The organism is Kitasatospora sp. NPDC004615 (assembly GCF_042873545.1).
Lineage (GTDB): Bacteria > Actinomycetota > Actinomycetes > Streptomycetales > Streptomycetaceae > Kitasatospora.
In genome coordinates, this window is sequence record NZ_JBIALQ010000001.1 from 1,530,615 (window position 1) to 1,556,170 (window position 25,556).

25 protein-coding genes are annotated in these 25,556 nt (G+C 73.5%); 7 read left to right on the top strand and 18 right to left on the bottom strand.

The annotated features are described in order from the left end of the window. Positions 1-152: 152 nt before the first annotated feature. The 6 genes from ACFYS8_RS06730 to ACFYS8_RS06755 all read right to left on the bottom strand — a co-directional run bounded on the left by ACFYS8_RS06730 (position 153) and on the right by ACFYS8_RS06755 (position 4,360). Positions 153-557: a hypothetical protein gene (locus ACFYS8_RS06730; RefSeq protein ID WP_387636649.1), complete on the bottom strand. Its 405-nt coding sequence runs from the start codon at positions 555-557 to the stop codon at positions 153-155. Between the two features lie 153 nt (positions 558-710). Further along, positions 711-1,484, bottom strand: a complete 774-nt coding sequence (locus ACFYS8_RS06735) for a VC0807 family protein (protein ID WP_387636652.1) — start codon at positions 1,482-1,484, stop codon at positions 711-713. A gap of 110 nt (positions 1,485-1,594) precedes the next feature. Beyond that, the gene (locus ACFYS8_RS06740; RefSeq protein ID WP_387636654.1) at positions 1,595-2,302 is read right to left on the bottom strand and encodes a TetR/AcrR family transcriptional regulator; all 708 of its coding nucleotides are present in this window, start codon (positions 2,300-2,302) and stop codon (positions 1,595-1,597) included. A 118-nt stretch (positions 2,303-2,420) separates the two neighbouring features. Then, on the bottom strand, positions 2,421-3,758 hold the full coding sequence (locus ACFYS8_RS06745) for a hypothetical protein (protein WP_387636657.1): 1,338 nt from the start codon (positions 3,756-3,758) through the stop codon (positions 2,421-2,423). Between the two features lie 192 nt (positions 3,759-3,950). Beyond that, positions 3,951-4,094 carry a hypothetical protein gene (locus tag ACFYS8_RS06750; protein ID WP_387636660.1) on the bottom strand — a complete coding sequence of 48 codons (144 nt, stop codon included), beginning with the start codon at positions 4,092-4,094 and terminating at the stop codon, positions 3,951-3,953. A 107-nt stretch (positions 4,095-4,201) separates the two neighbouring features. Continuing rightward, positions 4,202-4,360: a hypothetical protein gene (locus ACFYS8_RS06755; RefSeq protein ID WP_387636662.1), complete on the bottom strand. Its 159-nt coding sequence runs from the start codon at positions 4,358-4,360 to the stop codon at positions 4,202-4,204. A gap of 306 nt (positions 4,361-4,666) precedes the next feature. Here ACFYS8_RS06755 and bla point away from each other — a divergent pair, with 306 nt between their 5' ends. Beyond that, positions 4,667-5,632 carry a class A beta-lactamase gene (bla, locus tag ACFYS8_RS06760; protein WP_387636664.1) on the top strand — a complete coding sequence of 322 codons (966 nt, stop codon included), beginning with the start codon at positions 4,667-4,669 and terminating at the stop codon, positions 5,630-5,632. A 124-nt stretch (positions 5,633-5,756) separates the two neighbouring features. Here the strand turns inward: bla and ACFYS8_RS06765 are convergent, their stop codons facing one another. The 3 genes from ACFYS8_RS06765 to ACFYS8_RS06775 form a co-directional block, all read right to left on the bottom strand. Beyond that, positions 5,757-6,545, bottom strand: a complete 789-nt coding sequence (locus ACFYS8_RS06765) for a DUF1684 domain-containing protein (protein WP_387636667.1) — start codon at positions 6,543-6,545, stop codon at positions 5,757-5,759. 151 nt (positions 6,546-6,696) lie between these two features. After that, positions 6,697-7,560 (bottom strand): acyl-CoA thioesterase II, encoded by an 864-nt coding sequence (gene tesB, locus ACFYS8_RS06770; protein ID WP_387636670.1) that lies wholly within the window; start codon positions 7,558-7,560, stop codon positions 6,697-6,699. Between the two features lie 229 nt (positions 7,561-7,789). Next, positions 7,790-8,476, bottom strand: coding sequence for an alpha-ketoglutarate-dependent dioxygenase AlkB family protein (locus ACFYS8_RS06775; protein ID WP_387636672.1), 687 nt, complete (start codon positions 8,474-8,476; stop codon positions 7,790-7,792). Between the two features lie 409 nt (positions 8,477-8,885). Here ACFYS8_RS06775 and ACFYS8_RS06780 point away from each other — a divergent pair, with 409 nt between their 5' ends. Further along, positions 8,886-9,689 carry an MBL fold metallo-hydrolase gene (locus tag ACFYS8_RS06780; protein WP_387636675.1) on the top strand — a complete coding sequence of 268 codons (804 nt, stop codon included), beginning with the start codon at positions 8,886-8,888 and terminating at the stop codon, positions 9,687-9,689. 114 nt (positions 9,690-9,803) lie between these two features. Here the strand turns inward: ACFYS8_RS06780 and ACFYS8_RS06785 are convergent, their stop codons facing one another. Then, positions 9,804-10,604, bottom strand: a complete 801-nt coding sequence (locus tag ACFYS8_RS06785) for a transglycosylase family protein (protein ID WP_387636677.1) — start codon at positions 10,602-10,604, stop codon at positions 9,804-9,806. Between the two features lie 632 nt (positions 10,605-11,236). Here ACFYS8_RS06785 and ACFYS8_RS06790 point away from each other — a divergent pair. Beyond that, positions 11,237-12,139 carry a hypothetical protein gene (locus ACFYS8_RS06790; RefSeq protein ID WP_387636679.1) on the top strand — a complete coding sequence of 301 codons (903 nt, stop codon included), beginning with the start codon at positions 11,237-11,239 and terminating at the stop codon, positions 12,137-12,139. A gap of 14 nt (positions 12,140-12,153) precedes the next feature. Continuing rightward, complete coding sequence (locus tag ACFYS8_RS06795; protein WP_387636682.1) at positions 12,154-12,915, top strand: hypothetical protein; 762 nt, start codon at positions 12,154-12,156, stop codon at positions 12,913-12,915. An 81-nt stretch (positions 12,916-12,996) separates the two neighbouring features. Here the strand turns inward: ACFYS8_RS06795 and der are convergent, their stop codons facing one another. The 4 genes from der to ACFYS8_RS06815 all read right to left on the bottom strand — a co-directional run bounded on the left by der (position 12,997) and on the right by ACFYS8_RS06815 (position 17,408). Continuing rightward, positions 12,997-14,448, bottom strand: a complete 1,452-nt coding sequence (gene der / locus ACFYS8_RS06800) for a ribosome biogenesis GTPase Der (protein ID WP_387636684.1) — start codon at positions 14,446-14,448, stop codon at positions 12,997-12,999. Between the two features lie 122 nt (positions 14,449-14,570). After that, positions 14,571-15,287: a (d)CMP kinase gene (gene cmk / locus ACFYS8_RS06805; RefSeq protein WP_387636687.1), complete on the bottom strand. Its 717-nt coding sequence runs from the start codon at positions 15,285-15,287 to the stop codon at positions 14,571-14,573. A 95-nt stretch (positions 15,288-15,382) separates the two neighbouring features. Then, complete coding sequence (locus tag ACFYS8_RS06810) at positions 15,383-16,174, bottom strand: DUF899 family protein (RefSeq protein ID WP_387636689.1); 792 nt, start codon at positions 16,172-16,174, stop codon at positions 15,383-15,385. A gap of 148 nt (positions 16,175-16,322) precedes the next feature. Next, on the bottom strand, positions 16,323-17,408 hold the full coding sequence (locus ACFYS8_RS06815; RefSeq protein ID WP_387636691.1) for a prephenate dehydrogenase: 1,086 nt from the start codon (positions 17,406-17,408) through the stop codon (positions 16,323-16,325). Between the two features lie 171 nt (positions 17,409-17,579). On the opposite strand from ACFYS8_RS06815, the gene ACFYS8_RS06820 reads away from it, so the two are divergent. The 3 genes from ACFYS8_RS06820 to ACFYS8_RS06830 are packed head-to-tail and all read left to right on the top strand — an operon-like array spanning position 17,580 to position 21,602. Beyond that, entirely contained in the window at positions 17,580-19,622 is a 2,043-nt protein-coding gene (locus ACFYS8_RS06820) for a DUF4139 domain-containing protein (RefSeq protein WP_387636693.1), read from the top strand. Then, on the top strand, positions 19,619-21,196 hold the full coding sequence (locus tag ACFYS8_RS06825) for a mucoidy inhibitor MuiA family protein (RefSeq protein ID WP_387636695.1): 1,578 nt from the start codon (positions 19,619-19,621) through the stop codon (positions 21,194-21,196). The genes ACFYS8_RS06820 and ACFYS8_RS06825 overlap by 4 nt, the downstream gene beginning before the upstream one ends. 43 nt (positions 21,197-21,239) lie before the next feature. Continuing rightward, a complete protein-coding gene (locus ACFYS8_RS06830) occupies positions 21,240-21,602 on the top strand; it encodes a DUF952 domain-containing protein (RefSeq protein WP_387636698.1) in 363 nt (120 codons plus the stop codon). 4 nt (positions 21,603-21,606) lie between these two features. Here the strand turns inward: ACFYS8_RS06830 and ACFYS8_RS06835 are convergent, their stop codons facing one another. The 4 genes from ACFYS8_RS06835 to ACFYS8_RS06850 all read right to left on the bottom strand — a co-directional run bounded on the left by ACFYS8_RS06835 (position 21,607) and on the right by ACFYS8_RS06850 (position 25,548). Beyond that, positions 21,607-22,584, bottom strand: a complete 978-nt coding sequence (locus ACFYS8_RS06835) for a helix-turn-helix domain-containing protein (protein WP_387636700.1) — start codon at positions 22,582-22,584, stop codon at positions 21,607-21,609. Positions 22,585-22,791: 207 nt separating this feature from the next. Beyond that, the gene (locus ACFYS8_RS06840) at positions 22,792-24,027 is read right to left on the bottom strand and encodes a pseudouridine synthase (protein ID WP_387636702.1); all 1,236 of its coding nucleotides are present in this window, start codon (positions 24,025-24,027) and stop codon (positions 22,792-22,794) included. Then, positions 24,020-24,757 carry an SMC-Scp complex subunit ScpB gene (gene scpB / locus ACFYS8_RS06845; RefSeq protein WP_387636705.1) on the bottom strand — a complete coding sequence of 246 codons (738 nt, stop codon included), beginning with the start codon at positions 24,755-24,757 and terminating at the stop codon, positions 24,020-24,022. The genes ACFYS8_RS06840 and scpB overlap by 8 nt, the downstream gene beginning before the upstream one ends. Continuing rightward, a complete protein-coding gene (locus ACFYS8_RS06850) occupies positions 24,754-25,548 on the bottom strand; it encodes a segregation and condensation protein A (RefSeq protein WP_387636707.1) in 795 nt (264 codons plus the stop codon). Before ACFYS8_RS06850 ends, scpB begins: the two co-directional genes overlap by 4 nt. Positions 25,549-25,556: the final 8 nt, after the last annotated feature.

The window sequence follows — 25,556 nt, forward strand, 5'->3', positions numbered from 1 at the left end:
CCTCCCTCTCCACATCACGGTGTGCCCCGGCCGGCCATCCGGCCCGGGCGTCTTTCGGCGAGCCGAGTCTAGGGGCGTCCGGTCTCCGACGTCACCCGCATTTTCTGTTGGACGGCTCAACGCGCTTTTCGGTAGCGCGAGTTAGTGGATCGTCAGTCCCAGACGATCGAGCGGATCGCCATGCCGACGGGCACCGGAGGAACGTCCAGATACTCGTCGACCAGGCCGTTCACCACGCCGCTGGACTCCCAACCCGCCGCCCAGGACTCGCAGATCGCGGCGTCCGCGCTGGTGCAAACGGCGACGGCCTCGGCCAGCAGCTCTGCCAAGTCCAGTGTCTCCGGGTGGAGTTGTACCCGCACCCAGGCCACCTCCGGCTGGTCCGCGATCCGGGCCAGACCGGCGGCCAACTCGGCCAACGACGGCCGCCCGTAGCCCCACTGGTTCGGTGCCAGCGAGTCCTCGACCGTGTTGCCCGCGAAGAACTCGCCCAGGGAGAGCAGCGGCAGGACGCCCTCCGGGCCGGCCCGCTCGATGACATCCTCGACAGCGATCACACCGCCGATCCTGCCACCGCCCGCCGACACACGCCGACACACGCCGAAACGCACCGCCAGGCGCCGACCCCGCGCCGACGCACCACAACACACCACGACGGCCGCGGCGAACCCGGCACCTCCGCACCGGAACCGCCGCGCCCAGCAAGCGACTCAGACCAGCAGCCCGTTCCGCTTCACGTACCAGGTGTGGAAGCCGATCATCCCGCCCAGCACGACCAGCCACTGCAGCGCGTTCACCAGCGGCACCGCGCCGAGCGGCAGGGTCAGCGCGAACCCGACCCGGATCAGGGCGTCCAGGGCGAAGCCCGTGCCCCACATCACCGTCAGCAGGCGGATGTGGCGCCGAAAGGCCGGGTCGTAGTCCCACTGGCCGATCCAGGCATCGGCGCCCGCCGGGCCGATCTTGGCGGCGACGACCGCCCGGGCCGCGCCGTACATGAACGGGCGGCGGGTCAGCAGACTGCCCAGCACCCACACGCCGATCACGCCGAACACCCAACTGTCGCGCACCATCAGCACCCTGGGGCTGCCCGTCACCGCCGACAGCAGCGTGCTCACCGCGATCAGCAGCAGGGTGAACACCGGCATCGGATCCAGCCGGCGGTTGCGCACCAGCCCGTAGAGCAACCACGGCAGCGCGGCCAGGCTGCTCAGCGTGATCGCCAGCCACTGGCCCGCGCCCTGCCCGAGCAGCGTGTAGTACCCGCCCAGCGGGATCGCCAGCTCGAACACCAGCGCCTTGGCCGCCTGCCGCCACCCGCGCGCCGCCCGCTGCTGCGGCGTCGAGTCGTCACCCGCCAGCGCCGCCCAGTCCACCTGCCCGTCCGCCGTCCGCGGCAACTCGGCCGCACCCCCACCGACGACGCCCACGCCGGCCGCACCCCCGTCGGCCGCACCCGCGCCGGCCTCAACGCCCGCCCCCACCAAGCCCGTTCCAGCCAAGCCAGTCCCTGCCATGCCCGCCCCCGTCGTCCCTGCCAGCGTCATGCCGACCCCCGTCACGTCCTGCCCCACCGATTCCGGCCGTCGCTCGTTCATGTGTCCTCCCCCGGCACCCGATGCGCTTCCATGCAGACCTCGGCCGGACGCACCGCCCGGTCGAACAGGTCGGCCAACTCCCGTGCGCTGGCGGCCACATCCATCTCCGGCTCGCGCAGCACGCGGACCAGGACCGCGTCGATCGCCCCGCGGATCGCCGTCACCAGCACCCTCGCGTCGAACGGGCCGTACTCGCCGTCGGCCTGGGCAGCGCGGACGATGTACTCCTGAAGGTCCATCACCGCCCGGCGCCCTGCCGCGAACTGGCCCTCCGTGTCATCGCCCTGACCGTTCAGGATCTCTACCAGCGCGGCCAGCTCCCGCGGATGCGCGGCCGCCAGCTCGACGTTGGACTCGATGTACGCCCGCAGGCGCTCCCGCGGGCCCACCGCCGCCTCGATCCGCGGGCGCATGTACGCCTCGGAGACCTGCATCACCTCGGCGACCACCTCGCGCAGCAGATCGTCCTTGCCCTTGAAGTGGTACGAGATCATCCCCGTGCTGCTCAGCCCCGCGTGCTTGGCGATCCGCGCGAACGAGGCCTTGGCGTACCCCGCATCGGCGATCACTTCGATGGCCGCCTCGACGATCTGCCGACGCCGCGCCGATTCGGTGAACGTGCGCCCCACGGAGCACCCCTCTCTGCTCGCCCGAGCCAGCCCTTGCTCGCCCGAGCAAAAAGCTACTCTCAATTGCTCGGGCAAGCAAGAAGCTGTACGGCCGAGCAAGAAATTCCCGAACCAGGCCCGCCAAGCAGCCCGAAGGCCACCCCGACTTTCGGGGCGGCCTTCGGGCGAGAGCGCTGATGGCGCGGGGGGACGGTCAGGACTTGGCGGTGCCGTAGGACGCGAAGGCGCTCCACGCGGACCAGGCACCGTTCGCGCTGGTCTCCACCTCGTTCATGATCGAGCCGTCGTTCATGACGGTGAACGCCTCAAGCCGGCCGTCGGCGTGCCGCGCCGTCGCGGCGGCGGTGATGGTGCCGGCCGGGCCGAAGCCGTTCCACCCGGACCACGCACCGTTCGCGTTGGTCTCCACCCGGTTGGTCATCCCACCGTTCGGCGTCACCGCGAACACCTCCACCCGGCCGTCGGCGTGCACACCGGTGGCCAGCGCGCCCGGGGAACCGTCGCCCTTGGCCGTGCCGTACGAGGCGAAAGCGTTCCACGCCGACCAGGCGCCACCCGGGGCGGTCTCGGCCTCGTTCGTGATCGAGCCGTCGTTCATGACGGTGAAGACCTCAAGCCGGCCGTCGGCGTGCCGCGCCGTCGCGGCGTTGGTCACGGTGCCGGCCGGGCCGAAGCCGTTCCACCCGGACCACGCGCCGTTCGCAGCGGTCTCGACCCGGTTGGTCATCCCGCCGTTCGGCGTCACCGCGAACACCTCCACCCGGCCGTCGGCGTGCACATCGGTGGTGACGCTCTTCGCCGCCCCCGCCAGAGCGAAGCCGTACCAGCCGGACCAGGCACCGCCCGGGCTGGTCTCCACCTCGTTCATCACCGAACCGTCGGCCATCGTCGCGAAGACCTCCAGCCGGCCGTCGGCGTGCACACCCGTGGCCACCCGACCACCACTGCCGTTGTTGGCCGAAACAACAGTCGGGTCGTCGACGATCTTGTTGTAGCGCAGGGCCTTGTAGTCGCCGTTGGGGTGGGAGTCGAAGGTCGCGGCGTTGATGGAGATGCCGGTGCGGTGCTTCACCGGGGTGGAGCCGAAGGAGTAGTAGGAGAAGGTGGTGTGCGCGGAGTCGTCCCACTTCTCGAACAGGATGACGTGGTCGTAGAAGCTGTTGAGGATGTCGCCCGGCTTGAGGTCGGCGCGCGAGATCTCGGTGGCGACGCCCGGCAGGGTCTGGGTGCTCAGGCTGGAACCCAGGTGCCAGGCCATCGAGACGTAACCCGAGCAGTCGGTGCGGTAGCTGCGGCCGGAGGAGTCGCCGTACGAGCCGCCCTGGTCGTAGGCGATCGACTTGCCGTACCAGTACTGGGCGCGCTGGATGACCTCGCTGCGGTTGATCTGGCCGTCCACGGAGGACGCGGCCTGGGCGGTGGCCGCGGTGGCGACCGTGACGGCGGTCGCGGCGACCGATCCGGAGACCGCGATGGCGGCAGCGAGGGCGAACCGGGCGAACTTCGAGGTCTTGGCGGCCTTCGAGGGCATGACGAATCCCCTTGCGGCGAAAGGGGGTTGGGTAGTCTGTCCGGACAGCTGTCCTGCAGGGCCAGCGGTCCGGCGGCGCGGGGAAACGAGCCTCGGTGCCGCTGCGTCAGCGGCCGGCCGACTGCGGGTCGGGGGCGTCGAGGAGGTTGCGCCGGCACAGAGCCGGCAGGGCTGGCAGAGCTGGCGGGGCCGTCAAAATCGGCAGGGCAGCAGGGCCGACGAGGCCCGGTGGCCGGGTGGAGCAGGCCCGGGCGGCGGCGTCCCGGCGCCAGGCCAGGGGTCGAGCAGGTGGAGCAGGTGGAGCAGGTGGAGCAGGAGGTCGGCACGGTCAGTCACGCGCTCGGGGCGCTCCTCGGGGCGGGCTTGCGCCCAGCGGACACCAAGGCCCTCACCGAGTGCGACCGGATCGGCGACACAGACCGGTCCAGGCGGTCTCCGCCGGGTCAGCTACCCCAGCCGAGGCTGCCGTCAATCGGGCCGTCGGCGACGGCGGTGCGGGCAGCGGGAGCGGAGTCGGCGGCGGCCAGGGCGGCGGGGGCGGTGATCAGGGCGCCCAGGGCGAGCAGGACCGCGGCGGCCTTGGCGAGGCGAGTGCGAAGCATCGTGAATCTTCCTCAACTGTCGTATATGGCAATGGGTTTGGTGAGCTCCGTCGAGGCGTCCCGCGGTTGACGCGCCCTCCGGTTGGCCGCCCGGCCGGTTCTCCCTGGCGGCAGTGACTACTCTCGTCGCCCGACCGCCTGCCCGGAAGGCTTCCGAGCTGGCCCCAACTCGCCTGTCCGATCCCGAACACGCTGCCATGCACATGACATCAGTCAGCCCAACCCGCCGGCAGACCCCTCCAGGTGGGCGCCCGCCACAGAACGGGCAGAACCCGGACGAGAGCCGCCGACCGGAGGGAGCACCCCGTGCACCCGCGCCCCGCCCGCCGCCACCTGCTCACGGCCGCCACGGCCGCCGCAGCAGCCCTCGCCACCGTCCTACCGGCCGCCGAAAGCGCCGCCGGAAGAACCGGCGCGAAGGCCGCCGGAAGAACCGCCGAAACGAAGCCGGCGGAGGACGCACTGACCGACCGACTCCGGACGCTGGAACGTGAACACGGCGCGCGGCTCGGGGTGTTCGGGTACGACACGGGGTCGGGCGCGGCGATCCGGTACCGGGCGGACGAGCTGTTCCCGATGTGCTCGACGTTCAAGACACTCGCGGTGGGCGCGGTCCTGCGAAGCGGCCACGACCTCGGGCAGCGGGTGCGGTACACCCGGGACGACGTCACCGAGGCGGGCTACGCGCCGGTCGCCGGCCGGCCGGAGAACCTCGCGACCGGGCTGACGGTCGCCGAACTGTGCGCGGCTGCAATCGAGTTCAGCGACAACGCCGCCGCCAACCTGCTGCTGCGCCTGCTCGGCGGGCCGTCCGCCGTCACCCGCTTCTGCCGGTCCCTGGGCGACCGCGTCACCCGGCTCGACCGCTGGGAGCCCGCGCTGAACTCCGCCGAGCCCGGCCGCACCACCGACACCAGCAGCCCGCACGCCCTCACCCGCAGCTACGCCCGTCTCACCCTCGGCGACGCCCTCGACCCGGCCGATCGCGAGCTGCTCACCGGCTGGCTGCTCGCCAACACCACGGGCGCCAACCGCCTGCGCGCCGGACTGCCGCCCACCTGGACCCTCGCCGACAAGACCGGCACCGGCTCGTACGGCACCGCCAACGACATCGGCCTCGCCCGGCCGCCGGGACGCGCCCCGATCCTCCTCGCCGTCCTCACCACGAAGGCCGACACCCCCGACGGCACCCCCGACGGCACCCCCACCGCCACCCCCGACGAGCCACTGATCGCCGAAACGGCCGCTCTCCTGGCCGCCGCCCTTACCTGAGGCCCTGGACCTGAGGCCCTGAGCCTAAGGCCCCGAACGCACCCCGGCCCCGGCAGTCACGCCGGGGCCGGGCAGGAACACGGGCAGGAACACGGGCTGCAAAACGGGCAGCCGGAGAAGAAAATCAGACCGTGACGGCCTGCCGCTCGCCCGCCTCGACCGAGATGTTGAGCCGGTTGCCGGGCGGCGGGAACGGGCAGATGAAGTGGTCGGAGAAGGCGCACGGCGGCAGGAACGCCCGGTTGAAGTCGAGCACCGTGTGCCCGTCGGCGTCCGGCGCGGGCAGCGTGATGAACCGGAACCGATAGGTCTCCCGGCCGCTGGTGCCGTCCGCGATGACACCGCTCAGCGGGCCCCCGGAGCCGCTGACGGTCAGGGTGAACTCCTGACCGGCCAGCATGAACGCGACCTGGCCGGCGACCGTCATCGGACGGGACCGGCCATCGGCGTTCTCCACCATCAAGTCCTGCGCGCCGCTCTCGAAGGGGGTGAACACGGCGGGCACGGCCCAGTCGGGCGCGTACGGGAAGACCGAGATCCCGGCGTACGCGGCCCGGCGCGGCGCGTCGGGGTCGAAGACGCGGAGGGCGAGTTCGCCCTCGCGCTCGATCGGGACCAGGCGCAGCGCGTCCAGCACGGCGATCTGCGCGCCCGGGTCGGTGTCGGGGCGCAGCGCGACCCGGCCGGTCGCCTCCTGCTGCTCGCCTTCGAGTCGGACGCCGTCCCCGGCGGCGAGTTCGGCGCACACGGTGCCGTTCTCGGCCCACCAGGTGCCGGGCAGGCCGGGCAGCTTCGCCGGTTCGGGCTCCAACCAGTGGGTGCCGGTCAGCGCCAGCGGGCCGTGCGGGGCGCTCACCGCGGCGCTCCGGGACTCCGTCCAGTGCTGCCACGCCTCGGCTGCGGTGTCGGTCATCGGACTGCCTCCAAGTGGTGCTCTGGTTCGTGCACTTGTTTCGGCTGGACGAGTCTGGAACGGGTCCGGGACGGGTCCGGGACGGGTCCGGGACGGGTCTGGGACGGGCCCGGGACGGGCCCGGGACGGGCCCGGACGACTGGCGGAAGGGTCAGCGCCCGGCGAGCGGGCGGAACAGGCCCTCCTGCATCACGGAGACCACCAACTGCCCCTCCCGGTTGTAGATTTCGCCGCGGGCCAGGCCGCGCGCGCCGTGCGCGATCGGCGACTCCTGTTGGTACAGCAGCCAGTCGTCGGCCCGGAACGGGCGGTGGAACCACATCGCGTGATCGAGCGAGGCCATGTCGAAGTTCCGTTCTCCCCACAGGGGTTCGACGGGCGCGCGAACGGCGTCCAGCAGTGTCATGTCGCTGGCGTAGGTGAGCGCGCAGACGTGGATCAGCGGGTCGTCGGGGAGCGGGCCGTTGGTCCTCAGCCAGACGCCGCTGCGGGCCTCGACGCCGTCGAGTTCCTCGCGGCTCCACCTGAGCCGGTCGACGTAGCGGATGTCGAAGGGCTGGCGGCGGCTGATGAACGGCGGCAGTTCGCCGAGCCGGGAGCCGACCTCGTCCAGCGCGCTCGGCAGGTCCTCGGGGGCGGGGACGTCCGGCATCGGGAACTGGTGTTCTATGCCACCGGGCTCGGGCTTGTGGAAGTCCGCGGTCAGCGCGAAGATCGACCGCCCGTCCTGGATGGCCAGCACCCGGCGGGTGGTGAAGGAGCGTCCGTCCCGGATCCGGTCCACCTGGTAGACGATCGGGACACCGGGGATGCCGGGGCGCAGGAAGTAGGAGTGCAGCGAGTGCACCGGCCGGTCCTCGTCCACCGTACGGCCCGCCGCGACCAGCGCCTGGCCGGCGACCTGCCCGCCGAAGGTGCGCTGCAGCGCCTCCTCGGGGCTGCGGCCGCGAAAGATGTTCAGCTCGATCCGCTCCAGGTCGAGCAGGTCGACGAGCTGGTCGACGGGGGTTCCCATGTGTGTCGCTCCCTCTCCGGGCGGCCGGGCGGGGCTGGGTGTGCCGCCGGACGCCTGTTCCGTCCAACACAAGTCTCCGCGCCCGCCGGGCATTCCCGCCCTCCGGCACGCGGCACACGCAAGGACCGGCAGGCCACGGCCCGCGCCACTCCACGACCGGCACGCGGCACACGCAAGGACCGGCAGGCCACGGCCCGTGCCACTCCACGACCGCACGCCAGGGCCCGTGCTACTCCAGGCCGGACTGCCGCACCGTGATGTTCAGCCGCCCCACCAGCCCGAGGTCCGGGTCGGCGGTCCCCGGCAGCGTCCGCACCACGCCGTGGTACGCGAACCGCATCGGGCCGCCGAACACCAGCAGATCGCCGCTGCGCAGCTCCAGATCCGTCCAGGGGCGGGTCCTGGTCTCGGTGTTGCCGAGCCGGAACACGCAGCTGTCACCCAGCGACAGCGACACCACGGGCGCGTCCACCCGCTCCTCGCGATCCCGGTGCAGGCCCATTTTCGCGCCGTGCGGGTAGTGGTTGACCAGCGCCACGTCCGGCGCGAAGCCCGCCGCGCCCGCGATCCCGCCGGCGCCGTCGCCGTACGCCTCCGCGACCGCCCGCCGGGCCAGCTCCCCCAGCAGCGGCGGGAACGCCTTCACCGGCGCGCCGTCCCCGTCCACCACGGTTCGTGCGTATCCGTACGGATACCAGTGCCAGCCCAGGCACACCGTCCGCACCGACATCACCCCGCCGGTCGGCAGCGTCACCGTCCGCATCCCGGCCGGTGGCCGCGCCCACTCCCGGCACGCCGCGACCAGCTCCCGCTGCTCCCCCGTCCCCAGCCACCCCGGCACCAGCACCACCCCGGGCGCCGGCTCCTCCCGCTCACGCCCGAACAGCTCCCCGGCGAACACCTCGCCACCACTCATCCCTCCATGTTCCCACCCGCACCCCGGCCCCCTCCCGGCCGACCGCACCTCCCCCGGCCGGCCCCACCCCGGCCCAACCGCACCTCCCCCGGCCGCCCCACCCCGGCCCAACCGCACCTCCCCCGGCCGCCCCACCCCGGCCCAACCGCACCTCCCCCGGCCGCCCCACCCCGCCCCAAGACCCGTCGCCCCACATGCGCCGGCCCCCGTCCCGTCCGGCGCCCTCTGCCCCAGCCCCACCCTCCGGTCCCCGCCTCACCACCACCCCAGAACGGCCGGCCCCCGTCCCCCTCCGGGACCCGATCCCCTCAGATCCGCCCCGCCGCCCACCCGTCGCCCCACATGCGCCGACCCCCGTCCCGTCCGACCCTGGGGGTGGAGGGTGTTGCCGGTTGGCGGAGGAGGCGCGATGCATCCCCTGGAGTTCCGGGCGGTGGATCTTCCCGAGGAGTCGTCGCACCAGGTGGCGATGCTGGTGCTCGGGCAGTACCGGGCGGTGCTGATCGGTACGGGGCTGCGGCTGGCGGACGGTCGGCGGCTGGCCCGGGAGGTCACGTCCTCGGGGCGGCGGCTGAGCGCCGTGCTGGTGCCGGACTTCGCGCCGGAGTACTGGCTCGCGGCGGAGGTGCTGCGCGACGAGTTCCCGGAGGCCCGGTTCCTCTCCCCGGCGCCCGTCCTGGCCCGGATCGAACGCGATCACGTCGCGGTGCGCGCCGCGTGGGCCGGCCTGGGGGCGGAACTCCCCACCCGGCTGGTCGGGTTGGAGCCGCTGGCCGAGGACGCGGTGGAGCTGGAGGATCACCGGCTGGAGTTGCGCGGCGCGTCCCTCGGCCTGCCGGACCGGCACTACGTGTGGGAGCACCGCAGCCGGACCCTGTTCGGCGGCCCGCTGCTGTGGCTGAACGTCCACCCGCGGCTCGCCGACACCCCGCACGCCGCCGAGCGCACCGCCTGGATCGCGCTGCTGGACGAGATCGCCGCCCTCGAACCGCAGCGCACCGTCCCGGGCCACCGCCACCTCACCACCCCGGTCCCGGACCACGTTCCCGATCCGGTCGTCTGGACGGGCGACTACCTGCGTGCCTTCGAGACCGAACTCGGCAAACCCGTCCCCCCGGACGCGGTGCGGGCCGCGCTGCTGCGCCGCTTCCCGTCCGCCGCGCTTCCCGACACGGTGGCACCGGGCGTCCTCGCGGCCATCGCCCACCCGTAACAGCATCCGCGAACGGCGGAAGCCGCCACCCCGCGACAGGCAGGGTGGCGGCTTCACGCCGACAGGAGGGGATCAGCGGATCCCGGTGGAAGCGGAGGGGCTTCCGGGGGTGTCTCAGACGGACAGGACCTGGCCGGGGAGGATCAGGTCCGGGTTGCCGCCGACGACACCGGTGTTGTTGTTGTACAGCGCGTGCCAGTCGACGCCGAGGCCGGCGGCGATCTTGGACAGGGTGTCACCGGACTTGACGGTGTAGGTGTTGGCAGCAGCGCCGGACTTGTTCTTCCAGGTCTGCTTCGGGGCGTCCTGCTTCGCGGGGGCGCTCTGCTGGGCCTTGGGGGCCTGGGCGCGGGTCTCGGAGCGGGAGGCCTTCGCGGAGTTGTCCGCGGCGGCGGTGTTCGACTTCGCGGTGTTCGACGAGGTCGACTTCGCGGTGTTCGACGAGGTCGACTTCGCGGTGTTCGACGAGGTGGAGGTCGAGGTCGAGGAGGAACCGGCAGAGGTGTCGACCTGGGCCGGCGCGCCGCCCTTGGTCAGACCGGCCTTGACGGAGCACACCGGCCAGGCGCCGGGGCCCTGGGAGGCGAGCACCTTCTCGGCGACGGAGATCTGCTGCGCCTTGGTGGCCAGGTTGGCCTGCGCGGCGTACGCGGTGCCACCGAACGCGGCCCAGGTGGAGGAGGTGAACTGCAGGCCACCGTAGAAGCCGTTGCCGGTGTTGATCGACCAGTTGCCACTGGACTCGCACTGAGCGACCTTGTCCCAGGTGGCAACGTCGGCGGCGGAGGCCGAGTTGGCCGTGACGAGGCCGGCCACCGGCGCGGCGAGCAGCGCGCCACCGACGACAGCCGCGCGGACGCGGTTGCGCTTGGAGACGGTGGTGGTGGCAGCGGCAGTCTCGTTACGGAAAGTCATGAGATCCCTCTCGACATCCCCGGGATGGGCAGGCGGAACCAGACCCTGTGCAGGGCCGTGTTCGCTCGCCAAGTCCGGTGGGCGGCCGTGCACGTGTCGGACGTGCCGCTTGCCGCCCCGGCCACCTGTCCGCATCCCCGGCGGCGGCTGGCTGCCGTCGCGCCGGTGGCGCAGGGTCCGGTTCCGGGGTGAGCCGGAGCGGACCGTTGCGTCGGGGGTGAACCCGGGAGGTGCTCGTTGCACCGGCCATGAACCTACGAGCCGCTTCACGGCGCGCCAAACAGTTTCGGGTTCTCCCAGGTCAATGAGGGGTTACCGGGGGTATTGATCAAGTAAACGAAGGCGAAATGTCCGCTTTGTCCGTATTTCCGAAGGTCATTCCATATGCGGATATGGTCCCGGTCACAGTTTGACCGGTGTGAGGTCGGGCACAGCGTCGACAGATAGCGACGTCCCGCGTACACAGGGCAGTCATAAGCCACGCAAATCTCGTCGTCCGCACGCCGACCCGTGACCCCAGCCACAACCTCCCGTTGGTAATGGCGGTCGGCGCGCCCCGCGCCGCGCACCCGGAATGTCCCACCGGGCGCACACAGAACGTCAGGGCGAAACGAGGAGTCTTTGTGCCGCGCATGCTTCAGGTGAGCGAGGACGTACGCGCCGAAATCGGCGACGAAGAGGCCGAGGGCCTGCTGGCCGGAGCGCACGCCCCGGACGCCTACGACTGCACCTCCTGCCGACAACCGGGCGACTCGCTGCGCGAACCCACCAGCACGGTCCTGTTCGTCGGCGACGAGACCGCGGTGCTGGCCTTCGCGCACGCCCGCTGCATCCCGTCCCAGGTGGTGCCGGTGGACGAGCAGCAGCTGCGCGGCGCCGTCGCCTCGATCAGCCAGGGCGGGGCGGCCCCCACCCCCCAGCCGACGGCGCCCGTACCGCCACAGCCCTCGCATCCCCACCTCTCCCAGCCCCAGCTCTCCCAGCCCCACCCCTCCCAGCCCCAGCCGGTCGCCCTGGTGACCGTCCCGGAGCCGATCAACACCGCGACGGTCGGCCGGTCGCAGCCCGCCGTGCTCGGCGTGACCTGCGGAATCGTGCTGTGCGGCGACACCCAGCAGGCCGCGCTGGCGATCGAGCCGACCGGGCCGGTCGGACGGCCGGGCAGCACCAGCGGCGAGGACGAGTTCCTGACGCTGCTGACCGAGCACGGCTTCCAGCTGATCCCGGACGTCAACCGGGCACCCGCCCGGCCGCGGGCCGGCTGGTCGGTGCTGATGGCGATGGGGCAGCTGCACGCGATCCTGCAGCCCTCGGCGACCGGCGGCTCGGCCGCCTGGTGGCAGGCCCACCAGGCGCTGCAGGTCACCCCGGCGTGGCGGGCCGCGGCGGCCCGCAAGTCCGAGGTGATCATGTTCGCGGTGCCGGCCGGCGCGGTCGGCCGCCAGCCCCGCGAGGACCTGCTGCGCATCGCCCTGGACCGCGCCGCCGCCCGCGGCGTGCTGGCCGCGGGCATGCTGCCGCTGGCCGGCACCTGAGCGGGGGCGCACCGATGACCGACCCCGTGAACGACCCGGCCGCCACCGGATCGTCCGACCGCGCGTCAACCCCGGCCACCGCGGCCGAGGTTGAGCACGTCCGGGGCGGCCGTCCGGCCATAGAACCTGTTCGGCCGGTCCTGCCGACCGGACAGGCCGCCCTGCCGACCGGACAGGCCGCCCTGCGACTGGGACTGGGGGCGGCGCCCCCGCATCCCAAGCCGGTCTCGCTCGTTGGCTCCTACGTGTACAGCTACGACCTCGCCTCCGCCGGCCGTCCGTCCTCCCCCGCCAGCCGGTCGATCCCCGGCATGCGCCCGTCGTACGACGCGGAGCACCCGGTGTCGGCCACCCCGATCTACGACTCGCTGTACTCCGAGTACCGGCGGATGTTCCGTGCCCTGCCGGGCGACCGCTCCGGCGAGGAGGGGCTGCGCTTCGCCGGCTTCGCGGTCCGCGACCAGCAGCCGCCGCGCGAGGTGGCGGCCGAGCGGCGTGAGCCCGCCGCGTACCCGCAGCAGCACCAGTCCTTCGAGCCGTACGCCGGGCCGCAGGCCCAGGCCGCGCCACAGTTCCTGCCCGCGCAGCCGTCCGGCGCGCAGGGGAACGGCCAGGGCTGGGTGGCGTCCGGCTACCTCGGCCCGTCCCCGCAGCCCGCCGCGCCCCCGGCCCCCGCCGCCGTCCCCGCGGCCCCGACGGCGGCCGGCCCGGCGGCCGGCCCGGCAGGCGGGCGGCACCGCTCGGTGCTGTCACTGCCCCCGGGCCGGGACGCCTGACGGGCGCACGAAAAACGGCTGTGGGCCGCGAAACACCTCACCGGTGTCCGCGGCCCACAGCCGTGTCGGCGTCCGCTACTACTACTTCTTCTTGCGCTTCTCGCGCACCCGGACCGAGATCGAGATCGGGGTGCCCTCGAAGCCGAACTCCTCGCGCAGGCGGCGCTCGATGAAGCGGCGGTAGCCGGCCTCCAGGAAGCCGGAGGCGAACAGCACGAACCGCGGCGGGCGGGTGCCTGCCTGGGTGCCGAACAGCACGCGCGGCTGCTTGCCGCCGCGGATCGGGTGCGGGTGCGCGGCGACCAGCTCGCCCAGGAAGGCGTTCAGGCGGGCGGTCGTGATGCGGGTCTCCCAGCCGGCCAGCGCGGTCTCGATCGCGGGGACGAGCTTCTCCATGTGGCGTCCGGTCTTCGCCGAAACGTTCACCCGGGGCGCCCACTGGACCTGCACCAGGTCGCGCTCGATCTCGCGCTCCAGGTAGAAGCGGCGCTCCTCGTCGAGCTGGTCCCACTTGTTGTAGGCGACGACGACGGCGCGCCCGGCCTCGACGGCCATCGAGATGATCCGGGTGTCCTGCTCGGTGAGGGTCTCGCTGGCGTCGACCAGGACGACCGCGACCTCGGCCTTGTCCAGCGCGGCGGAGGTCCGCAGCGAGGCGTAGAAGTCCGCGCCCGAGGTCAGGTGGACACGGCGGCGGATACCGGCGGTGTCGATGAACTTCCAGGTCTTGCCGCCGAGCTCGATCATCTCGTCGACCGGGTCACGGGTGGTGCCGGCCAGCTCGTTGACGACCACGCGGTCCTCGCCGGCGACCTTGTTCAGCAGGCTGGACTTGCCGACGTTGGGCCGGCCGATCAGCGCGACGCGGCGCGGGCCGCCAGGAGCCTGGCCGTCGCCGAACAGCTGCGGCGGGGCCTCCGGGAGCACCTTCAGCACGGCGTCCAGCAGGTCGCCGGAGCCGCGACCGTGCAGGGCGGAGACGGGGTACGGCTCACCCAGGCCCAGCGACCACAGGTACGCGGCCTCGGCCTCGGTGGACGGGCCGTCGACCTTGTTTGCGCACAGCACCACGGGCTTGCCGGCCCGGCGGATCAGCTTGACCAGCGCGTCGTCGGTGTCGGTGGCGCCGACGGTGGCGTCCACCACGAACAGCACCGCGTCGGCCTGCTCGATGCCGAGCTCGGCCTGCCCCGCGACCATCGCGTCGATGCCGAGGACGTCGATCTCCCAGCCACCGGTGTCCAGCACCTTGAACCGACGGCCGGCCCACATCGCCTCGTAGCTGACCCGGTCACGGGTCACGCCGGGGCGGTCCTCGACGACCGCCTCGCGGCGGCCGATGATGCGGTTGACCAGGGTGGACTTGCCGACGTTCGGGCGGCCGACGATCGCCAGCACCGGCAGCGGGCCGTGGCCGTCCAGCTCGGCGTCGACCTCGCCGATGTCGAAGCCCTCTTCGGCGGCGAGCGCCATGAACTCGGCGTACTCGGCGTCGCCGAGCTCGCCGTGCTGGGCGGTCGTGTCGTTGCTCATGTTTCCGTCTTCCATTTCCCGGCCCGGCCCTTCCCAGGGGCGGACCGTGCGTACCTGCCCGGCGGGCAGCGCGAACCGCGCGGATCTCGCGCGGTCGGATCGTTAAAAGGGGGTGTTGGGGATCAGGCGGCGGTCAGGCCGGCCCGGTCCTCGACCAGGGCGATGATCGCGCCGATCACCTGGTCCAGGGTGAGTTCGCTGGTGTCCACCAGCTCCGCGTCCGCGGCCCGGGTCAGCGGGGCGGTCTCGCGGGAGGAGTCGGCGGCGTCCCGGCGGGCCAGGTCGGCGGCCATCGCGGTGATGGTCGCCTCGTCCAGGCCCTTGGCGCGCAGCTCGGCGGCCCGGCGGGCCGAACGGGCCTGCTCGGAGGCGGTCAGGAAAACCTTCACGGTGGCGTCCGGGAACACCACGCTGCCCATGTCACGGCCCTCGGCGACGATGCCCCGGGCGGCGTGCGAGGCGCAGCCGCGCTGCAGCTCCACCAGCCGGGCCCGCACCGCGGGAACCGCGGCCACCGCGCTGACCTTGGCGGTCACCTCGGGGCCGCGGATCGGGGCCGAGACGTCCTGGCCGTCCACGGTTATGGTCGGCCCGGCGGCGTCGGTGCCGGAGACGATGACGGGCTTCGCGCAGGCGATCGCGACCGCCTCCGGGTCGTCCACGTCCACCTCGTTGGCGAGCATCCACCAGGTCATCGCCCGGTACATCGCGCCGGTGTCGAGGAAGCTCAGGCCCAGCCGTGCGGCCACCGCCCGCGACACCGTCGACTTCCCGGAACCCGAAGGTCCGTCGATGGCGACGACGACCGGGCTGTTCGACGCTCGGTCGACACTGTCCACGGGGCGAACCTCTCTCTCACGGCACAAGAACTCACCTCAAGGTTAATGGACTCCCGCCCCGCCCCGTCCCGGCCCCGTCCCCGGCTCGACCGTCGTCAGTGGCAGTGGCCGCCCCGACCGAGGGTCTCCACCGGCGACGCCCCCGGACGGGTCCACTGCGGCACCGGCCGCCCGGTCGGGCCCCAGGTCGCCACCCCGTCGGCGTCCGTTCGCCAGAACCAGCCGATCGGCGCGCCGTGCCCACCCACCGGCGACCCCGCGTCCGGCACCTCCGGCCACCCCTCCGGGACGTCCTCCCAGCCCTCCCGGCGGCCGTACGGCGTCATGTCGAGCAGCGCGAGCGAGCTGTTGATCCGCTCGGTGCCGCGGCCGGTGGTGCTGTAGGTGAGGAACACCCGGTCGCCGTCCCGCAGGAAACTCATCAGCCGGCCCATGTCACCGCCGATCGGCGCGGGCGCGTCACGCACGGAGAACCACGGCTGGGTGTACTCCATGAACTCCACGTACGGGGCGACCTCCGCCCACGGGCCACTGGTCAGCACCGCGAACGAGACCCCCCGGGCGTTCAGGTACGCGGAGTCCCCCAGGTGCCACGCCACCATCGTGCAGCCCTCGCACTGCCCCTGGAACGGCGCCCCGTCGTACCACATGTGCTGGTACACCACCAGCTCGTCACGCCCCTCGAACAAGTCCCGGAACGCGACCGCCCCACCGGCGCCCACCACCTCGGCCGCCCCGTCCACCTCCACCATCGGCAACCCCCGCCGCGCCGCCGCCAACGCGTCCGCCTCCCGCGTGTGCGCCTTCTCCCGCACCAGCAACTCCTGCCGCGCCGCCTCCCACGCCGCCATGTCCACCACTGCCAGCCGCCCGCCAGTCCCGCTCATCGCAGAGCCCTCCGTCCACAGAACAGACGCCCCACCGGCGCCCACCCCTACAGACGACCCCCACCCCCGAAACTCATCGCTCCCCCCGCAACGAGTTCCCCGCAGCCCGAGCCCCCCTCGCCCAAGCCCCGGGCCGCGGCGAAGCCCGTCAGTCCCGCACCCCCCACCCCCGCTCCCGCAGCCCCGCCACCAGCGCCCGCACCACCGACGGCGCGACGGACAGTTGCACGTGGCCGACCTGCTGGCCCGTCGAGTGTTCGATGGTGACGTCCTCGATGTTGACGCCGAGGGCGCCGACCTCGCCGAAGAGGCGGCCGAGTTCGCCGGGCTGGTCGCCGAGGACGACGGTGACGGTCTCGTAGCGGGTGGGCGGTGCGCCGTGCTTGCCGGGGATGCGGGCCTGGCCGGTGTTGCCGCGTCGCATGACGGCTTCGATGCCGGCGGCGCCCTCGCGGCGGGCGTTCTCGTCGGTGCCCTGGAGGGCACGGAGCGCGGTGACGGTGGTGGCGAGGTCGGTGGCGAGGTCGTCGAGGATGTCGGCGACGACGCCCGCGTTGGCGGAGAGGATGTCGATCCACATCGCGGGGTTGGAGGCGGCGATCCGGGTGACGTCGCGCACGCCCTGCCCGGACAGCCGCACCGCGGTCTCTTCGGCGTGCTCCAGCCTCGCGGCGACCAGCGAGGACAGCAGCTGCGGCGCGTGCGAGACGAGTGCGACGGCCCGGTCGTGGTCGGCGGCGTCCATGACGATGGGCATCGCCCCGCACAGCGCGACGAGTTCGAGGGCGGCGTTGAGCGTCTCGGTGTCGGTGTCGGGGGTGGGGGTGAGCACCCAGGGCCGGCCTTCGAAGAGGTCGGCGGTGGCGGCGAGCGGCCCGGAGCGTTCGCGGCCGGCCATCGGGTGCGAGCCGATGTAGTGGACGGTGTCGAGGCCGAGCGCGGTGATCTCGCCGCGCGGACCGGCCTTGACGCTGGCGACGTCGGTGTAGCAGCGGGCGAGGCCGCGTCGCTGGCAGTCCGCGAGGACCTTGCCGACGAGCGTCGGGGGGACGGCGATGATCGCCAGGTCGACGGGCCCGTCGGGGAGTTCGGTGGTGCCGGCGCCGAGCGAGGCGGCCGTGCGGGCGGCGTCCTGGTCGGCGTCCTCCAGATACACGCTTATGCCGCGACGGGTGAGGGCGAGCGCGGCGGAGGTGCCGATCAGTCCGGTGCCGATGACGGCGGCTGTTCGCATGGCGGGGTCCCGTTTCCCTGGTCGCGGTGCTGGTCGGGCCATTGTCCCGCACGGGCCTGTGCCGGGCGCGGGTTGGCCGACGCGCAGCAGAAATCCGGGCGCTGTGACGGGGGTTGGGTGCAGACTGGGCGCCCGGGTCCGGGGTTCGGGCCGGCGGTCGAAGGGGGCGGGGTGGCGGGGCAGCTGGCGGTGTGGGAGTCGAGGCTGGACTCGGTGGTGGTGCACGCGGTGGGTGCGGTGTGCCGGCGCCGCGCGTCGGGTGTGCTGCCGGCGGACGGCCGGGTGCGGGTGGCGGGGCTGCCGCTGCTGGCGGCGGAGGGGTCGCTGCGGGTGCGGGTGCTGTCGGGCACCGGCCGGGTCGCCGAGGCCCGCACGGCGTATCCGGCGCGCGTCCGCGGCGAGGACGAACTCCCGGCTTGGGAACGGGAGTTGACGGATCTCCGGCAGCGCGTCGAGCTGCTGCAGGAGCGTCAGGAGCGGTTGGACAAGCGAATCGCCGAGGTGTCGGCACTGCGCGTGGTGCCGCCGCAGCGCCGCCGGGACGAGGGGCACCGCCGGGCCCCGGCGGAAGCGGTGCTGGCGCTGGCGGAGTTCGTGGACGCCCGGCTGGAGGTACTCCAGGAGCGCGCGGTGGAGCTGGCCCTGGAGCTTCAACTGGCGGAGCACGCCTTCCGGACGGCGGCGGCGGCCGCGAGCACCCGTTCCAGCGCCGAACAGCCCGGCGGGGTGGAGTCGGGGGCGTGCGCGGACCTGACGGTGCGCGGCGAGGGCCCGGTGGAGCTGGAGGTGGAGTACACCGTCCCGGGGGCGGTCTGGGTGCCGACGTACCAACTGGCGCACCGCCGGGGCGAGCGTTCGGCACGGCTGGTGCTGCGGGCGTCGGTGGCGCAGCGGACGGGCGAGGACTGGTCGGGGGTGCGGCTGGCGTTGTCGACGGCGGACCTCGCCGGGCCGGGCGGGCTGCCGCGGCTGAGCTCGCTGCGGATCGGCCGCAGCCAGGCGGCGCCCGCGCCGTCGGGGTGGCGGACGCAACCGGCGGGCCTGGCGGGCCTGTTCGACGGCTGGCAGGACGCGCAGCGGTCGAAACCGGAGCCGCCCAGGGCGCCGGGAGCGGCGCCGGTCGCGGCGTCCGCGCCGATGCCGGGGCCGGGGCCGTCCGCGAAGCGGGCCCCCCGCCCGGGTGGCACGCTGGCAGGCCGTCCGCGCTTCGGCGGAGCGGCAGCTGGAGCAGCAGGCGGCGCGGCAGGTGGCGCGGACACCGCACCCGTTCCCGCCGCCCCGGGTTTCGCCCCGCCGCCCGCCCCGATGCCGATGGCTGCCGCCGCTCCCCCACCACCCGGCGCGCCGTACGGCGCGGCCCCCGCCCCACTGGCGGACACCGAACCGGCCCTCCGCCCGTCGTCCGACCAGCTGGACTACGCGGCGCTGGTGCTGGCGGGCCCGGAGCAGGAGCCGTTCCGCCGGGGCCGGCTGTTCCCGGAGCCGTCGCGGCCCGGGGCGGGCGGCGCACTGCGCGGGGCGGAGGAGGTGGGCCGGTTGCCGCTGCCGCGGTTCGGTGCGCCACCGCGCCTGTCGGCGGGGTCGTTCGACCACCGTTTCGACGCGCAGGCCCCGGCGCACGTCCCCTCGGACGGGGTGTGGCACACGGTGGCGGTGGCGGAACTCCCGGTGGGGGTGCGCACGGGTTACGTGTGCGTGCCGTCGGTGGAGGAGGCGGTGTACGCGGTGCTGGAGCTGTCGAACGCGACGGCGCACGCGCTGCTGGCCGGCCCGGTGGAGGTGTCGGTGGACGGCGAGTTCCTGCTGACGGCGGGGCTGCCGACGCTGGCGCCGGGCGGGGTGCGGGAGTTGGGCCTGGGCCGGGCGGAGGAGCTGCGGGTGGCGCGGCACAGCGAGGTGCGCGAGTCGACGTCGGGGGTGCTGAACTCGACGACGGTGCTGGACCACGGTGTGCGGATCGAGTTGGTGAACCGGCTGCCGCACGAGGCGTCGGTGGAGGTCCGCGAGCGGGTCCCGGTGTCGGGCGACGCGGAGGTGCGGATCGAGGAGCGTCCGGGCTGGTCGCCTCCCGCGGAGCCGTCCCCCGGGGTGCCCGCCTCGGCGCGGATCCGCCGGGTGGTGGTGCCGCCGGGAGGTTCGGTGGAGCTGACGGGCGGTTATGTGATCCGCATCCCGGCCGGTAAGGCCGTGGTCGGCGGAAATCGGAGGAGTTGAACGTGCACGAGGAGACTTTTCCCCTTCCGGTGACCGCGGTGACGTGCCTGGAGGACCGGGCGCAGCTGGAGCGGACGGCGGAGCTGGAGCTCCGGCCGGGCGTGCACCGGCTGCGGCTGGGCCCGGTGACGGCGCTGGCGGTGGACCGTTCGCTGCACGCGGCGGTGCTGGCCGGGGACGGCGCGCCGACCGGCGCGGCGAAGGTGCTGGACGTCCGCCTGGTGCGGTCCTGGCAGCCGCGGCCGCCGCTGGAGCCGGGGCCGGACGATTCGGCGCTGCGCCGCCGGGTGCATCAGCTGGAGCGCGAGTACCTGGCGGAGTCGCGCCGCCAGGAGCGGCTGGAGGCGCGCCTGGCGCTGCTCGGCCAGCTTGCGGCGGACCTGCTGCGGGAGATCGGCGAGGGCGCGGGCAGCGGCGAACTGGAGCAGGCCCGCTGGTCGCGCGAGCTGGACCGGGTGGACGCCGAACGGGAGTCGTACGGCGAGCAGTTGCGGGCCTCGCGGCTGCGCGCGTCGGAGCTGATGGCGGCCCAGGGGCACGCCGAGCTGGCGCTGGCCCGGGCCGAGCAGGAGCCGGCCGAGCTGCTGGCGTTCGTGGAGCTGTCGGTGGAGTGCGCCGAGCCGGGCCGGTTCCTGGCCCGGGTGGGGCATCTGACGCCGTGCGCGCTGTGGCGTCCGGCGTACCGGGCCGAACTGGTGGGCGGCACGCTGCGGTTGGAGACCGAGGCGATGGTGTGGCAGCGCACCGGCGAGGACTGGTCGAACGTCGCCCTGACGCTGTCCACGGCGCGTTCGGCACTGGCGGGCGAGCCGCCGGCGCTGGTGGAGGACCGGCTGGTGCTGCGGGAGCGCTCCGCGCAGGAGAAGAAGACCGTCGAGGTGGAGCTGCGCGAGCAGGCGATCGCCGACGCGGGCCCGCTGGAACCTGGCCTGCCGGGCGTGGACGACGGCGGCGAGGTCCGGGTGCTGCGGGCCGCGGAGCCGGTCACGGTGCCCTCGGACGGGCGGGCGCACCGGGTGCCGGTGAGCGTGTTCGAGACGGGGGCGCGCAGCGAGTTCTCGGCGGCGCCGGAGCTGTCGGAGCTGGTGACGGAGGTGGTGTCGTTCCGCAACGCCTCGGGCCACGCGCTGCTGGCCGGCCCGGTGGACCTGGTGCGCGGCTCCGGCTACACGGGCCGGGGCACGCTGGAGTTCGCCGCGGCGGGCGCGCCGGTGCGCCTGGCGTTCGGCGCCACGGACGGCCTGCGGGTGGTCCGGGAGGCCGAGGAGCGCCGCGAGGGCGCCGGCCTGGGCGGCCAGCGCACCCTGCTGACCCGCACCGTGCGCCTGCACCTGTCGCGGTTCTCCGCGCCGGGCGAGGACGCCGAGCAGGTGGTGACGGTCCGCGAGCGGATCCCGGTCTCCGAGGTGTCGGCGGTGGAGGTGCGGCTGCGCAAGGAGCGCTGCTCGCCGCCGCCGGATGAGCTGGACGCCGACGGCATCGCCCGCTGGGAGGTGCCGATGCCGCCGGGCGGCCGGCGCACCGTCACGCTGGTGTACGAGGTGTCGGCGTCGGCGAAGGTGGCGGGGCTGTGAGCGGTCGCGCCCGACGCGGCGTCAACTCCGGTACAAAAGAGACATGATCTACCATCTCGCCCCGCTGGACGACTGGCTGCGCGACCCGGGCCGGCCGTACACCGCCGCCTCGCTGCTCACCGAGGGCTTCCTGCACTGCTCACCGGACGAGACCACGGTGCTGGCGGTCGCTAACCTGTTCTTCCCCCAGGCCCCGGACCCACTGATGGCGCTGCTGATCGAGGAGAAGCTCGTCGAGCCGATGGTGAAGTGGGAGGCGGCCATCGGCGGGCCGCCTCCCGGAAGCACCGAGGGGGTGCTGTTCCCGCACATCTACGGCCGGCTGAACCGGACGGCCGTGGTGGGCCTGGAGAAGCTGGAGCGCGGCCCGGACGGCCGCTGGGCCGCGCTGCTCCCCTGGAGCTAGCGGACTACAGCCAGCCGCGCTCGCGGGCCGCCATCCCGGCCTGGAACCGGGTGGTGGCCCCGAGTTCGCGCATCAGGCCCTGCAGGCGGCGCTGGGTGGTGCGGGCGCTCCAGCCGAGCGAGCGGGCGATCGACTCGTCGGTGAGGCCGGCGGCGAGCAGCCCGAGCAGCTTCAGGTGGTCGGAGTCCGGCCCGGGGCCGTCGCCGTCGCCGATCACGGTCTGCAGCGGCACGGCCCGCTCCCACTCGGCCTCGAACAGCGCGTCCAGGGCCTGGAGCAGGGCGGACGGGTGGATGACGTACGCGGCGTCCAGGACGCTGTCGCCGACGCTGATCGGGATGATCGCCATCTTGTCGTCGGCCATCATCATCTTCATCGGCAGCACCGGCCGCACCCGGGCCTCCTCGCCGTCCTCGACGCCGGTGAGGATCTCCTGCTCGAGCCGTCCGGGCCAGGCGATCGCCTCCTTGTCGAAGACGGTACGGATCCGCACCCCGGCCTTGAGCTTGGCCCGCTGCCGGGGCTGCTGCACGGTCGGGTCCTGCACGTACGGCGGGCAGTCGAAGCCGCGGATCTGGTACTGGCCGGACTCCACCAGGTGCTCCAGCCGCTGGGCGATCGCCTCGCTGCCGGTGAGCACCTCCACCGAGTGCGCGGGGTCGGTGTACCGCGACGCCTCCCGGAAGGCGTCCATCAGGCGGTGCATCTCGGCGCGGGCGGAGCGCAGTTCGGCCTCGCGGTGGCCTATCAGGGTGCCGATGGCGACGTCCGGGGCGACCGCCAGGTAGCGCTCCCGGTCGACCGGGGCACGGGTCGCCATGCCCTGTTCGGCCAGCCGGTCCAGCGCCTGCCGGCACTGGTCCAGGGTCAGGCCGCAGTGTTCGGCCAACTCCTGGGCGGTCGACTGCGGCGCGACGACCAGCGCGGCGTACACCTGACCGTCGGGCCGCCCGAGGCCCAGCACGGTGAATGCGTCGAGCATGTGCTTCCTTCCCCCGCCGCCCCGTCCCCTGACGCGGTGGCGCACTTCCGCCACGCGTCGGGGCGAACTTCGGTGGCAATCTTCTGCCAACGGGTCGAACGATAGCAAGGCTGCACGGCCCGTCTCACCGGTCAAGACCCGGCAAAGCCCTCCGCACACGCCGGAAGCCCGCCCGCCGTACGGCGAACGGGCTTCCAGAGCGGGCTGCTACAGCCCGACCTCGTTCATCAGGGCACCCACCTCGGGGTTGGTCAGCCGGCGCAGCCAGCCCGACTTCTGGTCGCCGAGCGAGATCGGCCCGAAGGCGGTGCGCACCAGCTTCTCCACCGGGAAGCCGACCTCGGCCAGCAGGCGACGCACGATGTGCTTGCGGCCCTCGTGCAGGGTCACCTCGACCAGGTAGTTCTTGCCGACGTTGGAGATCACCTTGAAGCTGTCGGCCCGCGCCCAGCCGTCCTCCAGCTCCACACCCTTGGCGAGCTGCTTGCCCAGGTCGCGCGGGATCGGGCCCTGGATGGCCGCCAGGTACGTCTTGGTGACGCCGTACTTGGGGTGGGTCAGGCGGTGGGCCAGCTCACCGTGGTTGGTGAGCAGGATGAGGCCCTCGGTCTCGGTGTCCAGGCGGCCGACGTGGAACAGCCGGGTCTCCCGGTTGGTCACGTAGTCGCCCAGGCACTGCCGGCCCTCCGGGTCCTCCATGGTGGAGACGACGCCGGCCGGCTTGTTCAGCGCGAAGAACAGGTAGGACTGAGTGGCGACGGTCAGACCGTCGACCTTGATCTCGTCCTTCATCGGGTCGACCCGCAGGCCCTGCTCGACGACGAGCTTGCCGTTGACCTCGACCCGGCCCTGCGCGATCAGCTCCTCGCAGGCCCGACGGCTGCCCATGCCGGCCCGCGCCAGCACCTTCTGCAGGCGCTCGCCCTCTTCGCCGACCTGCTTGCCGGGGCCCTCGTGCCGGGCCAGCACCCGGTCCTCGATCCGGCCCTGCAGCTCGCGCGAACGCTGCGGCTGGCGCCGCGGGTCGCCGGGCGCGCCCTGCCCGTCCCGGCGCGGCCGGGGCGCCGCCCCGGGCTTGCGCGAACCGTAGGCGCTGTACGAGGGCGTCGCGTTCGGGCCGCCGCCGTACTCGGGGCGGTCGTACTTGCGCTCCTCCGGCCGCAGCGGCCGGTCCGGGTAGCGACGCTCCTCGCGCCCGCTGCCACCGCGCGACGAGCCCCCGTACGAGCCCGAGCCGCCACCATAGGAGCCCGAGCCGCCGCGGGACTGCCCGCCGCGGCCCTGTCCGCCGCCCTGGCCGTAGGACGACCCACCGCGACCCTGGCCGCCGCCCTGGCCGTAGGACGACCCGCCGCGGCCGCCGCCCTGCTGGCCGCCCCGGCCGCCCTGTCCGCCCCGGCCCTGACCGCCGCCGCTGTTCCTGCCGTTGCCACTGCTACGCATCAAAATGTCCGTACGTCGTATCCGTCTGGGTCCGGTCGGCCTGGTTCGGCCCCTCCTGTGCGGCGGCGACCGCCTGCGCGATCATCGTGCCCTCCAGGGACTCCGCTTCCACGTCGTCGACCTCGGGCAGGAAGGGCGCGAGCTCCGGCAGCTCGTCCAGGCCGCGCAGCCCCATCCGTTCCAGGAAGTAGTTCGTCGTCCGATACAGGATCGCTCCGGTTTCGGGCTCGGTGCCGGCTTCTTCGACCAGTCCTCGCTGTACCAGGGTACGCATCACGCCGTCGCAGTTCACACCACGGACCGCGGAAACCCGCCCGCGCGACACCGGCTGCCGGTACGCCACCACCGCCAGCGTCTCCAGCGCGGCCTGCGTCAGCCGGGCCTGCTGCCCGTCCAGAACGAACCGGTCCACCGCCGCCGCGCACTCCGCACGGCTGTAGAACCGCCACCCGCCGGCCACCTGCCGCAGCTCGAAACCGCGCCCCTGTGCCGTGTACTCTGCCGCCAACTCCCGCAGCACAGCGGCCACTTCACCGCTGGACGCGTCCAGCACCGAGGCCAGGTGCGCCTCCGCCACCGGCTCGTCGGCCACCATCAGCACCGCCTCCAGCGCCGCCCGCAACGGCACCCCGGCCGCGGGCCCGCCGTCCCGGTGCACCGGCTCCTGCCACTCGCCCGGCCGGGCCTGCCCGGGCAGGCCGAGCGCCCGCCGCGGCCGCCGCTCCGTCATCGAACGCCGCCTTCCCCGCCCGCCGGGCGGTCGAACTCGTCGGTCACCTCGACCGTCCGGTCCCCCTCGGCGACCCAGCGCACCACCAGCTCCTCCAGAGCCTGCGGCTGCTCGAACGCCAGCACCTTCTCCCGGTACAGCTCCAGCAGCGCCAGGAACCGGGCCACCACCACCAGCTCGTTGTCCGCGTCCTCGACCAGCCGCGCGAACGTCGCCTCCCCCAGCGCGCTCAACCGCTCCACCACCAGCGCCGCCTGCTCCCGCACGCTCACCGGCGGCATGTGGATGTGATCCACGTACACCACCGGCTTCGGCTTCGGCAGGAACGCCTTCGCGGCCAGCTGCGCGAACCGCTCCAGCCCGACCGTCAGCACCACCTCGGGCAACAACTGCGCATGGTGCGGCTCCAGCCCCACCGCCCGCGGCCGCCGCGACGCCTCCGCCGCCCACCGCTCCGCGAACAGCCCCGCCACTTCCTTGTACGCCCGGTACTGCAACAGCCGCGCGAACAGCAGGTCCCGCGCCTCCAGCAGCGCCAGGTCCTCCTCGTCCTCGACCTCCGCCGCCGGCAACAACCGCGCCGCCTTCAGATCCAGCAGCGTCGACGCCACCACCAGGAACTCGGTCGCCGCATCCAGGTCCCACTCCGGCCCCATCGCCCGGATGTGTGCCACGAACTCGTCCGTGACCTTCGACAACGCCACCTCGGTGACGTCCATCCTGTGCTTCGCGATCAGCCCGAGCAGCAGGTCGAACGGCCCCTCGAAGTTCTCCAACCGGACCTGGAACATAACGTCCC